This window comes from Taibaiella soli (assembly GCF_003236175.1).
Taxonomy (GTDB): Bacteria; Bacteroidota; Bacteroidia; order Chitinophagales; family Chitinophagaceae; genus QKTW01.
On the sequence record NZ_QKTW01000022.1, the window covers coordinates 357,899 to 372,740 of the forward strand.

Here is a 14,842-nt window from a genome sequence, read left to right on the forward strand (position 1 = left end):
AATGAAAGCAATTGTTTTAGAGGGAATCAACGAGCCTTTGCAGTTAAAGGATGTAAATGATCCGATAGCCGCTCCGGGTGAAGTGATTGTAAAACTGAAAGCTGCGGCATTTAACCGTAGAGACTGGTGGATTCAACATGGTCAGTATGCCGGTTTGAAATTTCCGATCATTCTCGGTTCTGATGGTTGTGGGGTGGTTGCTGCAGTCGGAGAGGGGGTAGACGCTTCCTGGATTGGCAAAGAAGTGATCATTGATCCTTCGCTGAACTGGGGCGATTCTGAAGACTTTCAGCAAAAATCTTATAATATATTAGGCTTGCCGCATGATGGTACTTTTGCGGAATTGGTAAATGTGCCTGCAGCCAATCTTCATTTGAAGCCTGCTTATCTCACAGCTGAAGAAGCTGCTGCTTTTCCATTGGCGGGTGTTACTGCATTTCGTGCCTTGTTCACCAAAGGGAAATGTAAAGCGGGTGATAAAGTACTGATCGTTGGCGTAGGTGGTGGCGCAGCTATGTTTGCACTTCAATTTGCAGTTGCAGCAGGTGCTGAAGTATACGTTACATCCAGCTCACAGGAGAAAATTGATATGGCTGTAGAAATGGGCGCAAAGGGTGGTGTTAACTATAAAGATGCTGACTGGGCTGCACAACTAAAAGCAATGGCGGGCAGTATCAATGTTGCGGTTGATAGCGCGCTGGGTGAAGGTTTTGCCAAACTCACTGATCTGGCAGCTCCCGGTGGACGGATTGTGTTCTTCGGAGGTACCGCCGGTGATGTGCCTGCATTGAATGGACGGCATATATTCTGGAAACAGCTGACGATTTTAGGTTCTACGATGGGCACTGCAAAAGATTTTCAGGCAATGCTGGATTTTATCAACGAACATCAGCTTCGACCGGTCATTGATGAGATTTTCCCAATGGAGGACGCGGATCAGGCGCTGCACCGGATGGATACCGGCAGCAGCAAGTCCGGAAAAATTGTTTTGACGATTGATTGATAACTATAGAGAAGGCCACCGGAAGGTGGTCTTTTTTTGGGGCGCAGAAGTTAGCGAAGCGCTCCTGTGCCCGGTTTTTATCAGCCATCATTATTTTAACGCCTCCCCTCAATAGCGTGATTTTTCCTTTCACATCGATAAACTGAAAATTTAAAATAGTCTCTGAAACCACTGCCATCATTGGTTTCATGTATTTACACATGATTATTTTGATAGCCCATTAGTTATTATCAATGTGTAAAATTGCCTTTATCTCAAACGATTTGTTGTAGTTTGCACGGCCTTTTACGTTTACGATTGTGAAGACTGAAGCAATTATTCCTGTTTTTGATGCCAGAAGCAACAGCGGTAACACTGATTTTATTATCAGCAGTAACCTCTGTGATGAAGTGGTGATGCATCTTGACGAGCCGCACCGGCACGCCAACTACACCATCGACTTGCTGGTTTCAGGAGAGATAATGCATCAGCTCGATTTTGTAAAATACCCGGTACAAGCCCCGGCCATTTTGCTCATTTCACCTGAACAGGTGCATGTGCACGATACAGATAAAATGCACGAAGTCATCAGTATTTCTTTTAGTAAAGATTACATTATGCACGAAACAGAAGGTATGCTGGCCTGCTGGGAATGCATGTTTGACAGCGGCTCTGTAGAGGTAACACGCGAGCAGATGGACGAACTGGTGACGTATGCCAAACTCATGTTTAAGGAATACGCAAGTAAGAAACCCAAAAAAGAAGCAATCATCCGTAGTTTGCTTTCGGCGTTTATTATTTGCTGTGCACGCACTTTGCGTAATGATCATGAAAATGTTCGTTTCGATGCTACGCAAAATAATATGGTGCGCACCTTCCGTGGGTTGGTAGACATGCACTTCGCAGAAAAGACCCAGGTGATGCATTACGCAGAGATGCTATTTGTAACGCCGGGACATCTGAATGATACCATTAAGGCCATAACCGGGAAAACTGCAAAACAGTTGATAGACGCCAAAAGGATTATGGAAGCCAAACGGCTTTTATTCTGGGGAAAGCACTCCGTAAAGGAGATCGCGTGGGAATTGAACTTCGAGGATGATGCCTATTTTAATCGTTTTTTCAAAAAACATACCGGTAGCACACCGGCGCATTTTCAAAGAGGCATCCTGAATAAGTACAATTAATCCCTGAATAAGGTAAATCCGCGGGAAAAATACCATCTGTATTTTTGCGGTGTAAATTTGAACTCCATGATAATCTAATTTTTAGGGCGGCACGTGTATTTTCATTCCGCTGTACGCCTAATGTTCCGTTGAGTTGCGGGACCATTCAATCTCTGTTTTTTTAAAATTTTTTAATCACCGTATAGGGGATAAGTGATCCTTGTTGTCTATACCGTCGTATGCCTGCAAAGGCGTATTAAAAGTTTATTGTTATGCAAGAGCCAAAATTGTACTATTTAAGGAAGGTAAAGAACAACGGACCATTATTGATTGCAGCACTGCTGATTATACTGAGCAGTTGTCATTCTGCGGCAGATCAACAAATGCAGCAAGCACAAGGCCCGGTGCCAGTGCCGGTTGTAAAGATCAACGAAGTGCCAGCTACTACTTATCGTGAATATACTGCGACTGTGGAAGGAAAGGTGAATGTGGAAATAAGGGCGCAGGTAGATGGCTATCTTGAGGAAATTTTTGTGGACGAAGGGGCTTATGTAAAGGCTGGCCAGCCATTGTTTCGCATCAATGCACAACGATACAGCGAGCTGTTGAACAACGCCAATTCAAACTTGTCTGCGGCAAAAGCGGCAATGAATAAAGCGAAAATTGAAATGGAACGATTGCAGCCACTCGTTGAAAATAACATAGTTTCGGATGTGCAATTGAAAACCGCACAGTCTGCCTATGAAGCTGCGAAGGCCAATGTGGCACAGGCTCAGGCGATGTCGCAAAATGCGGGAATTAATGTAGGCTATACATTGATCAAGGCGCCGGTAAACGGTTATGTAGGTCGCATTCCTTACAAAAAAGGAAGTCTTGTAGGTCGTACCGAACCACAAGCGCTGACTGTAATTTCTGATGTGAGCGAAGTCTACGCTTATTTCTCAATGAGTGAAGCAGATTACTTGAAATTCGAAAACCATTATCCTGGTGCAACTGTTGAAGACAAGATCAAGCAACTCCCGCCAGTAGCGTTGAAGCTCGCGGATAACAGCATTTATTCCGAAAGGGGAAAGATTGAAATAGTGCAGGGCCAGTTTGATAAAACAATGGGCGCAATCACATTCCGTGCGGCTTTCCCGAATGCGAAAGGCTTGCTGAGAACGGGTAGTACGGGTAAAGTTCAACTACCGGAAACGCACAATGCTGTATTGGCGGTGCCACAGGAAGCAACATTCGAAATTCAGGATAAAGTGTTTGTGTTTACTGTTACCAATGATAATAAAGTAATGAGTCAGCCGATACAAATCGCGGATAAAAACAGCAAATACTATTTCGTAGAATCAGGAATCAAGGCAGGCGATAAGATTGCCTACAGCGGCCTCGATCACCTGAAAGACAGCACGGTTATTGCACCGCAGCTGCTTTCTATGGATAGCTTGATGCTGGTAAATCCGATTTAAGCTTAAAGCAGAACGCTCAAAGCTGCTCACATTTGTCATGCTGAGCGGAGTCGAAGCATAATGCAATTACTCGTGTTTGTCATCCCGACGATAGGAGGGATCCCGCTAAAACATGGGGTAATTACTCACGCTGGAAATTCTCCTCCTTTGGAGGAGTTAGAGGAGGCTTTTACCCAAACTAAAAAAAGAAACAATGCTAAGAAGATTTATAGAAAGGCCCGTACTGGCTACCGTGGTATCAGTGATACTCGTGTTGCTCGGCGGACTCTCATTGACGACTTTGCCAGTCACACAATTTCCTGATATCGCACCGCCAAGTGTGCAGGTGCAGGCTAGCTATCCCGGCGCGAACGCCGAAGTGGTAGCGCGTTCAGTAGCCACTCCGATCGAAGAAGCCGTGAACGGTGTGGAGAACATGACGTACATGACGTCTAACTCCAACAACGACGGCACGATGACGCTCACCGTTTATTTCAAGCTCGGTACCAATCCGGATTTGGCTGCGGTTAACGTACAGAACCGTGTATCTAAAGCGCTCAACCAATTGCCGGCAGAGGCAGTGCAGGCTGGTATTACCACGCAGAAACAGCAGAGCAGTATGATCATGGTGACCAACATGTACAGTGATGATGAAAAAACATACGACGAAACTTTTCTGCAGAACTACGCGAAAATTAATATCATTCCGGAGATACAACGTGTGCCCGGGGTTGGTCAGGCAATGGTTTTCGGTGCGAAGGATTATGCGATGCGTATCTGGTTAAATCCTGATCGTCTGGCGGCGAATAATATGGCGCCACAGGAAGTGTTGGGTGCTATTCAAAAACAAAATATTGAAGCGGCTCCGGGTCGTTTTGGTGAGCGCAGCGATGCGGTACACGAATATGTGATCAAATATCAGGGTAAGCGCAACACGAATGAACAATATGAAAACATAATTCTGAAAGCAAATCCAGACGGTACGATCATTCGTTTGAAAGATGTTGCCAGAGTGGAATTTGGATCATTAAGTTATGCGAGTGATACCAAGATCGATGGTAAGCAAGGTATCGGTATTGCGGTATATCAGACTGCCGGTTCCAACGCCAATGATATCCAGATTGCGATTAATAAATTGATGGAAAAGGCTTCAAAGTCGTTTCCGCGCGGCGTGAAGTACTTCAGTATTTATAGTACCAAACAATACTTAGATGAATCGATCGATCAGGTGAAACATACGCTGATTGAGGCTTTCATTCTGGTGTTTATTGTGGTGTTTATCTTCCTGCAGGATTTTCGTTCTACATTAATTCCTGCGATTGCCGTTCCGGTAGCGATTATCGGTACATTCTTCTTCATGCAGCTGTTCGGTTTTACGATCAACCTGCTGACCTTGTTTGCATTGGTACTTGCGATCGGTATCGTAGTGGATGATGCCATTGTGGTTGTGGAAGCGGTACACCAAAAGATGGAACAGACACGGGCTGGCGCGCGTGAAGCGACCATCCGATCGATGAGTGAAATCTCCGGTGCGATTGTTTCCATCACATTGGTGATGGCTGCAGTGTTTATTCCGGTTGGTTTCATGCAAGGTCCTGCCGGTGTATTCTATCGCCAGTTTGCCTTTACATTGGCGATTGCGATTGTGATCTCTGCGGTAAATGCGTTGACATTGAGTCCCGCGCTTTGTGCGTTGTTGCTTAAAAATAGCCACGATCATGAACCAGACAGAAAAGGTATCCGCAAATACACGGGTCGTTTCTTTGATGCATTCAATGCTGGGTTCGACAGAACAACGGATAAGTACAAGCGTAGTCTTCAGTTTCTCATTAAAAACAAATGGGTCGCCATCACAGGACTGGTAACGGTTACGCTGGCAACGGTGTATATGATTCGTACCACACCAACAGGTTTTATTCCTTCGGAAGATCAGAGCTTTGTTGTGTATTCATTGAACACACCTCCCGGTACTGCTTTGCTGCAGACGCAGAAACTGGTGAATAAAGTAGATAGCGTGCTGAGCCATAATCCTGCGGTGAAAGACTTTGTAGGTATTCGTGGTATGAACCTGATGACAGGCTCCCTGAGTCCTTCTTATTCCGTAGCATTCATGAAGCTGAAAGAATACAAGGATCGCGGTCAGGTGAAAAATATCCAACAGGTGATTGGTGCAATGAATCAATCGTTGGGCAGCATAAAGGGCGCGAATATCTTCCTGTTTACGTTGCCTACGGTTCCTGGTTTTAGTAATATGGATGGTATTGAATTCATGCTGCAAGACCGTACAGGCGGTGCTCTGGATAAGATGAATAAAACCGCCGGTGAATTTATCGGCGAACTGATGCAGCAGAAAGAAATTGCTTTTGCGTTCACCACATTCAATACGGGCAATCCTCAGTTCATGATTGATCTGGATGAAGCAAAAGCAGAGCAGCTGGGTATTTCCGTATCTGACGTGATGCAGACAATGCAGTTGTATTATGGTAGCGCTTTCGCTTCTGACTTCAATCGTTTCGGTAAATTCTATCGCGTCGTTGCCCAGGCGGATGTTCCGTTTCGCGCTGATCCGGCTTCGCTGGCAAACATCTTCGTGAAAAATAAACTTGGTCAGATGGTTCCGATTGATGCGGTGGTGACATTGAAGCGTGTATATGGTCCGGAAACGGTAACGCGTAACAACCTCTTCAATGCGGTGATGATTAACGCACAACCAAAACCCGGATATAGTACCGGTGATGCCATCAAAGCGGTAGACCGTGTAGCTGCACAGCATTTGCCACGTGGTTATTCTTACGAATGGACCGGTATGAGTAAAGAAGAGATCGCTGCGGGTGGACAAGCTGGTATAATCTTCGCACTCTGTCTGATCTTCGTGTATTTCTTGCTGGCTGCGCAGTATGAAAGTTACATTCTGCCATTGGCGATCGTGCTTTCTGTACCACTCGGTATTTTCGGTGTGTTTGTGTCCATCAAAATGGCTGGGATCGATAATAATATCTATGTACAGGTAGGATTGATTATGCTCATTGGTTTGCTGGCGAAAAATGCGATTCTGATTGTAGAGTATGCGGTACAACGCCGTAAACGCGGAATGGGATTGTTAGCGTCAGCACTGGAAGCCTCGCGTCTTCGTCTTCGTCCGATTCTGATGACCTCCTTCGCATTTATCGCAGGTTTGTTGCCTTTGATGCGTGCTACAGGTTCGTCGGCTATGGGTAATAAATCCATCAGTTCTGGTGCCGCAGGTGGTATGCTTACAGGTGTACTTTTCGGATTGTTTATTATTCCTGTGCTGTACGTGATTTTCCAATCACTGCAGGAAAAACTGAGTAGCAAAAGAAAGCAGATTCAGGTACAGGAACTGGTATTCGAAGAGGAAGAAGAAACCGTTTAATTCAGCCAATTGAAAAGGAGTTTTATGAAAAGAAAAAAATCAAATCACAGATATATACTGTTGGCGCTTTCGCTGGTGTTTTTATCGGCCTGTAAAGTAGGAAAGATGTACGAGCGGCCTGAGATGCCTTTGCCAACGCAGTTTGCCAAGGCGCCGGCTACAGACAGCAGCGTGGCCGATCTGCAATGGAATCATTTTTTTACTGATGCCAATCTCGTGGCGCTGATTGATAAGGCGCTGCATGATAACTTTGACTTGCAGGTGGCGATCAGAAGAATGGAAGTCTCTAAAGAGTACGTAAAGCAAGCAAAGGTTTCTTTATTGCCAACGTTGAATCTGCAGGCGACTGCTGCTACAACTATTCCTTCAAAAAATAGTTTGAATGGGTTGAGTCTCGAAAATTTCCTTGGGACGAACCATATCGAAGATTTTAATTTCAGCGCCGGACTTTCATGGGAGATAGATGTATGGGGAAAGATTCGTCGCCAGAAAGAAGCAACGGTAGCGGATTATCTGCAGAGCTATGAAGGGATGAAAGCCGTGCAGACGGCTTTGGTTGCGAATATCGCGCAAGGTTATTTTAATCTGCTGATGCTCGACGCACAACTCAACATAGCGCAAAACAATCTGTCGCTCAGCGATACGATTGTGCACATGATGCGTTTGCAAAAAACTGCCGGTGAAGTAACAGAACTTGCTGTACAGCAAGCGACCGCACAACAACAAACCGCAGCGGTTTTGGTACCGCAGTTGAAACAGGCAATTATAGTACAAGAACATGCTTTGAATCTATTGGTTGGTGATATGCCTGGAACCATTGTTCGTGCTGAAAATACGGATATAAAAGGGACTGTTGATAATTTTGACGCGGGTGTTCCTGTTTCATTGTTGAGTCGCCGTCCGGATGTTCGTGCCAGCGAAATGGCACTGATGGCTGCAAACGCAAGAGTAGGCGTAGCACAGGCACAGCGTTATCCTACATTAAGCATTACAGCGCAGGGCGGATTGAATGCATTTAAGGCAAGCACCTGGTTTAATATCCCGGCCTCGCTTTTTGGTACGGCTGCCGGAAGCCTTTTGCAGCCCGTCTTTCAGCAACGCCGATTGAAAACACAATTTGAGGTAGCGAAGAAAGAACGCGAAATAGCTGTAGCGCAATTCCGTCAGTCTACTTACAATGCAGTGCGTGAAGTATCTGATGCACTTTCTGGTGTGGAACAACTGAATCAGCAACAGGAGCTCGCTTTAGCAAAGGTCGATACGCTGAATCATGCAATCAGAAATGCACAGTTGCTTTTCAAATCAGGTATGGCAAATTATCTGGAAGTCATTGCCGTACAAAGCACTTCCCTTCAGGCTCAGCTGGATCTGGCCAGTATCAAACGCCAGCAGCGGGGCAGTGTAGTAGAATTGTACCGCTCGCTCGGCGGCGGCTGGAAATAGTTTTTTTGATTGATAATAAAGATGAACAGAGCTAGATGACCGGATTTAGATTTTAGCGGGTTAGGATATAACGTTAGCAGTGTTTCCCAAACGTCCCTTTCGACAATATTGTCGGGAGGGATTTTTTTGCCCTGTTGTTGAAGGAAATCAGAGGCTTCGTTCAACTAAGTACAAGCTTTCTGCTTTGCCTCTATTGTCAAATAATTATTTATTAATATATCGTAATCCTGACGGCCTTATTTTTGTGACGGTTTTCAGATTTAATAAGCAGCGTCCGGAAGTTATTGCCGGATTTGAAAGGACATTCACTGTGCTTCTAAATGAAATGGATGGGTTGAAATTCTTTATTCTTTACCGTTAAAAACTGCTTTAACATGGAAAATGCAACCATGGAACAAACGATTACCCAGGTAGCCAATTGGGCTACAGATCCGCATCTCGACCGCGGAACTAAGGCATTCTTAAGTCTGCTCAATACTGGTGGCGCACCAGTCGAAAGTCTTTCGAAAGAAGACGCCCGCAACGTACTGGTAAATGCACAGGCCAGTGTCAATGTTGATATTTCAGGCATTGAAGAATCGGAGAAAACCATTGAAGCCGACGGTTTTACGATTAAACTGAACATCGTACGTCCGCAAGGTGCAACAGAAGTGTTGCCTGTATTTATGTTCATTCATGGAGGTGGCTGGATTCTTGGCGATTATCCAACGCACAAACGTCTGGTTCGCGACTTAGTAGTGCTGAGTGGAATGGCTGCAGTATTTGTAAACTACACGCCATCACCTGAAGCGCAATATCCGCAGGCGATCGACGAAATTTATGCTGCTACGAAATGGGTAGCTGAAAACGGCAAAGAAATCAATGTGGATGGCAGTAATATGGCGATCGTCGGTAACAGTGTCGGCGGAAATATGACCACTGTCACTTCACTGAAAGCCTTGGAAAACAACGGTCCGAAGATCAAATTGCAGATCATGATGTGGCCTGTTACAGATGCGTCTTTTGATTGGGAGTCTTATGCGAAATTTGGTGAAGACCGTTTTTTGACTAGTTCACTCATGAAATGGATGTTTGATCAGTATACAAGCAATCCTGACGACCGCGATGAAATTTATTTATCACCGCTTCGTGCTTCGTTAGATCAGTTAAAAGGTCTTCCGCCAACGCTGATCCAAGTCGCTGAAAACGATATTTTGCGTGATCAGGGCGAAGCTTATGGCCGCAAACTTGATGAAGCCGGAGTGACCGCAACGACTATCCGCTACAACGGTATGATTCACGATTTCGGTATGTTGAATGGTTTGGCGGAATTGCCTGCTACAAGATCTCTGGTGTTGCATGCAGCAGCAGAATTGAAAAAATATCTTGGTTAAGATGAAACGCAATATGAAACTCATATCATCACTGAAACGCTTTATTATAAGTAAGCTCGACTCGTTTATTTATTACGCCAGATAAGTATGCTATGTAGCGTACCGGAGCAGAGTCGAACGATCTTATCATCCGATAAAACAGGAATCTCGCGACACTCGCGCGGGTCATCCAAGGTGGCATCGAAGGATAAGCAATAAATCTTGTTAATTTTCAGAACTCATAAAGAGCTTGTGCCAGTGCGGCATGAGCTCTTTAATATTATCCTAAAATTGAAGCTGTCGGCCGGAGTATGTTAGATCATTGCGTAGCTTTATTTTGTGATGAGTTATGTTATAAGACATCGTGGCTGGGGGTATTGGATTTACTTGCTGGTTTTGGTTTTCTGGGCAATCTTTTTTACCAATACAATGCTGGAGCCTGCGCACGGTAGTATCGTTTCCGGCAAAGAAATTGCTTATTTTGTTATTGTACAATGGTTTCAGCTTGATCTGATTCTCTTCCTTGTCTACGCAGTCAATTTTCTACATGATCTCAAACAAGGCGATATATCCTGGGTACATTTTCCAATATTGCTCATCAACTGTTTTCTCAGCTCTGTATATGCCTGCCAATACTGTAATGACGACGATCTCGGTTTCTGGCAGTTCTTGCTAATAGGAAAACTCCTCCTCATTTCATTAGCGTGTCTTATTTTATTGGCTTGGACGGCCGTAAAATTTGCCACGTCTGACGATGTCTAAAATAAAGTGCAACGCTTGAGTCAGTGATCAAAAAATCAGATCTCGCAATCCTGCTGACATACTGTTGTCATTCGCTATTCGTTATTTTGTTCTGATCGTGTTATTGTGACCGTATTTACAACTCACAATTCGGGTTTTGACTTTTGAATTTTTACTTTTGAATTATGCTGCTCAAGGATATTTACTCCAAACAATTCTATAATCGCATTAGCGATGTTTTTGAAACAACGATCCCAAGCTTCAAGAAAGCGTCGTTTCTAAAGAAAATATTCACGCCTGATTTTGAAAGCAAAGAATTGAAAGCGCGAATGCGTCATACTTCTGTTGTGTTGCACGAATTTTTACCGAAAGACTATAAACAAACAGTCAGCATTTTTGAGCGATCAATTCAGTCTTTTCGGGAAAATGGCATCGGTGAAGACGGTCTGGCTTTCATGTTTCTACCGGATTATGTGGAGCATTTCGGTGTAGATGATTATGAAACTTCGGTGCGTGCTATTGAATTTATCACCCAATTTGTGAGCTGTGAATTTGCGGTGCGCCCGTTTTTGCTTCGTTACGAAGATAAAATGATGGAGCAAATGCTACGCTGGGCAAGTCATGAAAATCATAAAGTACGCCGGTTGGCCAGTGAAGGTTGTCGTTCGCGATTACCATGGGCAATGGCTGTTCCTGCCTTGAAAAAAGATCCGGCGAAAATATTGTTGGTGTTGGAACAGTTGAAGAACGATCCTTCCGAATGGGTACGTCGCAGTGTGGCTAATAGCTTAAACGATATTGCGAAAGATCACCCGCAGATTGTGTTGGATATCGCAAAAAAATGGTCGGGCATTGGTAAAGAAACAGATGCTATTATTAAACATGGCAGTCGTACATTATTAAAACAAGGTCATGTTGAAATTCTGAAACACTACGGTCTTGATAGCAAGCATATCCTCGTCGATCATTTCAAAATCATTCGTTCCAAAATCAAAGTGGGAGCGTATCTGGAGTTTTCTTTCGATGTAACCAATAAAAGCAGAACGAAACAAAAAGTGCGATTGGAATACGCCGTTTATTTTCAAAAACAGAACGGGCAACTTTCGAAGAAGGTTTTCAAGATCAGCGAAAAAGATTACGCGCCAAAAGCGACAGAACCTGTAACACGCAAGCAAAGTTTCGCACCAATTACCACACGCAAATACTATCCGGGATTACATAAGCTTTCTATTATCGTTAATGGCGAAGAAAAAGCAATCGGGGATTTTGAACTGGCATAAATCGCTGATGGCTGACGTCTGATGTTTGATTTGTTATGGTTTAATTATGCGGTAAATCAGAGATCATGAAATTCGCGACCTAATCGTTCACCGGGAAATAGCAATAAAAGACACTGCCTACGCCCGGGTTGCTGTCGGCCGCTATAAAGCCGTGGTGCAGCGCTACAATTTTTTTGCTCATCGCCAGGCCAATTCCCGCGCCGGGAAAAGTGTCCGGCTGTAATACCGTAAACATCATAAAGATTTTCTCCGCTACTTTTTCTTCGAAGCCAATTCCGTTGTCGGCGATGCTAATACATAGATACTGCGCTGCTGCAAGAGCTTCCGGATGCTGAATTTCGCTTCCGGGCAGATATTGACTGCTAATGCTGATACGTGGTTGATTACCCGGTTTCTGAAATTTAATTGCGTTGCTGATAATATTGTAGAGTAGCGTAGTGAGCAATAATCGTTGCCCGTTGATGACCGGTAGTTTTTCCGACTCAATAACGGCATGGGTTTGCTCTACGATATTCCACAAGCGGTGTTTGGCAGAAAGCAGCACATGGTTCAGATTCACTTCGCCAACTTCTTTTTCGTCATTCCCGAGATTGATAAAGGACAGCATATCATCCGTCAGCGCGGCGATATGAGAGATCGATTTTTCAATGCGTTTCAGATAAGAAATATTAGTTTCGGAAATATTGTCTTCACTGTTGACAATCATATTCACGAACGAATGCACTTTTCGCACCGGATTTTTAATATCATGGCTCGCGATGTGCATGAGCGAAGTCAATTCGATATTTTTTTGTTTTAATTCATTGTTCTTTATTGCCAGTTCCTTATTCAGATTTTTCAGTTCATTTTCCGCTTTTACGCGATGGGCTACGTCGTGAATCACATTGAGTACCCCCACAATATCATCGTTTTTATCCCGCAGCGGAATAAAATGATTTTCGTAATAGCCGCCGGTATAAGGCGAATGATCGGCAGGCAAAAAGGTTTTAAATCCCTTTAACGTTTGCAGCAGCAGTGGGCGCAGGCTTTTTTTTATTTGATCGTCGGGAAACAGATTCAGAAAATTAGTGCCAATTGCTTTTTCACGTGGAATACCCGAAACCAATTCGCACATTCTATTCCAGGCAATGATATTAAAGTCTGCATCCAGTGCGAGAACTCTGTCGATGCTCGCGTCATTGACCATTGCTGCTAAATGCAGTTGCTGGTTTTTTTCCTGCATTGCGCCTGGCGCAAACTCATCGCTTTTTTCAACGGAAAGAAAACCCGCAAGGTACGGCTCACCCTCCGAGTCCACTTTGCTGGTACCCCATTGTTTCAGTTTTAGTTTTTTATTTCCCAACACAGCATGATAGAGGGCCATTGGTATTTCTTGATTTTCCTCCATGCTAAGGATCGTTTCCCGAAGTGCTTCTTGTCCTTTTTCATCTAAGAGCGGCAGCAGATCAGTTAGTCCTTCCATATGTTCGGCGGGCAAGCCGAATAATCTGGGGAAATTGGCGGAAAAAGATATGGCGTGTGAGTTAATGTAATAAATCCAACTGGCGGTTTGTGTGGCCTGCTCCAGTTCATCAAATAATCCACTATAGATCGTATCGTCGGTGTCGTTCGACAGACGGAGATTGTTGATGATCATGGTGCGAGGTGTTATAAAAGAAAAGTTAAAAAATCATGCCAGTTTTTTTAACCGAAAATGGATGCGAGTGCTAACTAAATTAATGATTTTCGTCCAAAAATAAAGAGTGATTTTTATCTTGTGTTGATAGTGGTGCGATTTTAGTGTAGCAATCACAAAGCGTTTCATGAAAAGAATTATCATTGTTGACGACGACCCTGGGCTCAGGGATGCATACGGGGCCATATTAAATGAAAATGAGTACCAGCTTGTTTTCTACAGTGATGCAATGCCAGTACTCAACCATGAATTCGAGCGCCCTGATCTTTTTTTATTGGATAAGCAATTATCTGGTGTAGATGGTCTTGATGTGTGCCGGTTCCTCAAAAACGATAAGGAAACCAGCGATATTCCGATAATTATGTTGTCTGCAAGTCCGGCTATAGAGCGACTTGCCGCAGATGCGGGCGCCGATTTTGCGTTGGAGAAACCATTTAACATCAATGCATTGAGGGAAATGGTAAACAATTGCTTACCGAAATAGCTTAAAGTTTAGCGTTTTATCGTACTATAAAATTTACAACGTTAGATGGATTATTGTGGATATACAACTGCAGGCTATAACGGCCCGGCGGTAGTTTTCCTTTTTTTAACTGAGCTTCATCAAAAACGGCTAATGTATTGACTGGATAACCTTTCATAATCCATTCTCCCGGCCCCAGATTATAATAATAACGCTCCAGGTCTTTAACGGGTTGCTTTGGAATTTCCGGGGAATTATTTTTCGTGACGGTGCGGTTCTGCGCATTTGTAATGACACATTGCTCCGCCCAGATACCGCCGGATGCGGGAATAGGCCGGTCAAACAGGAAACGCTGCGCGTGGTAGCTTTTGTTGGTAATGGTAATATACAAACGCAGATCTGCAATGTCGTAGACTACATTTTTGGCGCAGGAAATCTTTATCTGCAGTGGCACACCGCCGGGTTGACTGGTTCCGGAAACCAATACCAGCGATCGTTTTACAGAATCAGCTTTTGCCGCGCGCATATGGTATATACGCGTGCTGTCATAAGTAATTTTAAGGTGTTTGTACTTTGTGCTGTTTTTGCTGACGGGGATATAAGTGGTGTCGGTTTTGAGCAGGTAGTTGTTCGTGGTGTGACTTTGGGCAAAATTGAGGTAAGAGATACACAAAAAGAAAAGTAAACACGCAATCAGTCTTGTCATATATCGGGTTATTGCAAATACCGCGCCACCGGTCTTTCGCGGTTGTAAGTTATAAGTTTTAAGTTATTAGTTGTACGCATTAAGGTATAAGTTCAAAGCGTAAACCTCAGGCTCAAAACCAAAAGCCAGCGAGTTTGGGCTAAGAGCAGAAAAAAGAAGAGACGCTGCGTATGCAACGTCTCTATGCTTTTATAGTCGTAC

Annotated in this window: 11 protein-coding genes; 9 read left to right on the forward strand and 2 right to left on the reverse strand. The window is 44.1% G+C overall.

All coding sequences use genetic code 11. The features are described 5' to 3' along the window. Position 1 precedes the first annotated feature (1 nt). The 8 genes from DN068_RS17370 to DN068_RS17405 all read left to right on the forward strand — a co-directional run bounded on the left by DN068_RS17370 (position 2) and on the right by DN068_RS17405 (position 11,797). Positions 2-1,003 (forward strand): quinone oxidoreductase family protein, encoded by a 1,002-nt coding sequence (locus DN068_RS17370; RefSeq protein ID WP_111000201.1) that lies wholly within the window; start codon positions 2-4, stop codon positions 1,001-1,003. A gap of 299 nt (positions 1,004-1,302) precedes the next feature. Next, positions 1,303-2,169 (forward strand): helix-turn-helix domain-containing protein, encoded by an 867-nt coding sequence (locus tag DN068_RS17375; RefSeq protein ID WP_111000202.1) that lies wholly within the window; start codon positions 1,303-1,305, stop codon positions 2,167-2,169. Between the two features lie 251 nt (positions 2,170-2,420). After that, the gene (locus DN068_RS17380) at positions 2,421-3,608 is read left to right on the forward strand and encodes an efflux RND transporter periplasmic adaptor subunit (protein WP_207799004.1); all 1,188 of its coding nucleotides are present in this window, start codon (positions 2,421-2,423) and stop codon (positions 3,606-3,608) included. Positions 3,609-3,801: 193 nt separating this feature from the next. After that, complete coding sequence (locus DN068_RS17385) at positions 3,802-6,981, forward strand: efflux RND transporter permease subunit (protein WP_111000203.1); 3,180 nt, start codon at positions 3,802-3,804, stop codon at positions 6,979-6,981. A gap of 24 nt (positions 6,982-7,005) precedes the next feature. Further along, a complete protein-coding gene (locus DN068_RS17390) occupies positions 7,006-8,424 on the forward strand; it encodes an efflux transporter outer membrane subunit (protein WP_111000204.1) in 1,419 nt (472 codons plus the stop codon). Positions 8,425-8,798: 374 nt separating this feature from the next. Then, positions 8,799-9,797 carry an alpha/beta hydrolase gene (locus DN068_RS17395; RefSeq protein ID WP_243630300.1) on the forward strand — a complete coding sequence of 333 codons (999 nt, stop codon included), beginning with the start codon at positions 8,799-8,801 and terminating at the stop codon, positions 9,795-9,797. 321 nt (positions 9,798-10,118) lie between these two features. Then, entirely contained in the window at positions 10,119-10,538 is a 420-nt protein-coding gene (locus DN068_RS17400) for a hypothetical protein (protein WP_111000205.1), read from the forward strand. A gap of 164 nt (positions 10,539-10,702) precedes the next feature. After that, the gene (locus DN068_RS17405; protein ID WP_111000206.1) at positions 10,703-11,797 is read left to right on the forward strand and encodes a DNA alkylation repair protein; all 1,095 of its coding nucleotides are present in this window, start codon (positions 10,703-10,705) and stop codon (positions 11,795-11,797) included. Between the two features lie 79 nt (positions 11,798-11,876). On the opposite strand, the gene DN068_RS17410 is transcribed toward DN068_RS17405, so the two are convergent. Continuing rightward, complete coding sequence (locus tag DN068_RS17410; RefSeq protein WP_111000207.1) at positions 11,877-13,433, reverse strand: sensor histidine kinase; 1,557 nt, start codon at positions 13,431-13,433, stop codon at positions 11,877-11,879. A gap of 166 nt (positions 13,434-13,599) precedes the next feature. Between DN068_RS17410 and DN068_RS17415 the strand changes: the two genes are divergently transcribed. After that, the gene (locus tag DN068_RS17415) at positions 13,600-13,956 is read left to right on the forward strand and encodes a response regulator (protein WP_111000208.1); all 357 of its coding nucleotides are present in this window, start codon (positions 13,600-13,602) and stop codon (positions 13,954-13,956) included. 16 nt (positions 13,957-13,972) lie between these two features. Here the strand turns inward: DN068_RS17415 and DN068_RS17420 are convergent, their stop codons facing one another. Then, positions 13,973-14,641: a hypothetical protein gene (locus DN068_RS17420; protein ID WP_123985394.1), complete on the reverse strand. Its 669-nt coding sequence runs from the start codon at positions 14,639-14,641 to the stop codon at positions 13,973-13,975. Positions 14,642-14,842 lie beyond the last annotated feature (201 nt).

Coding starts and splice junctions, on each gene's coding strand:
- DN068_RS17370 (WP_111000201.1), top strand. CDS start 2: ATGAAAGCAATTGTTTTAGAGGGAATCAACGAGCCTTTGCAGTTAAAG.
- DN068_RS17380 (WP_207799004.1), top strand. CDS start 2,421: ATGCAAGAGCCAAAATTGTACTATTTAAGGAAGGTAAAGAACAACGGA.
- DN068_RS17385 (WP_111000203.1), top strand. CDS start 3,802: ATGCTAAGAAGATTTATAGAAAGGCCCGTACTGGCTACCGTGGTATCA.
- DN068_RS17390 (WP_111000204.1), top strand. CDS start 7,006: ATGAAAAGAAAAAAATCAAATCACAGATATATACTGTTGGCGCTTTCG.
- DN068_RS17395 (WP_243630300.1), top strand. CDS start 8,799: ATGGAAAATGCAACCATGGAACAAACGATTACCCAGGTAGCCAATTGG.
- DN068_RS17400 (WP_111000205.1), top strand. CDS start 10,119: ATGAGTTATGTTATAAGACATCGTGGCTGGGGGTATTGGATTTACTTG.
- DN068_RS17405 (WP_111000206.1), top strand. CDS start 10,703: ATGCTGCTCAAGGATATTTACTCCAAACAATTCTATAATCGCATTAGC.
- DN068_RS17410 (WP_111000207.1), bottom strand. CDS start 13,433: ATGATCATCAACAATCTCCGTCTGTCGAACGACACCGACGATACGATC.
- DN068_RS17415 (WP_111000208.1), top strand. CDS start 13,600: ATGAAAAGAATTATCATTGTTGACGACGACCCTGGGCTCAGGGATGCA.
- DN068_RS17420 (WP_123985394.1), bottom strand. CDS start 14,641: ATGACAAGACTGATTGCGTGTTTACTTTTCTTTTTGTGTATCTCTTAC.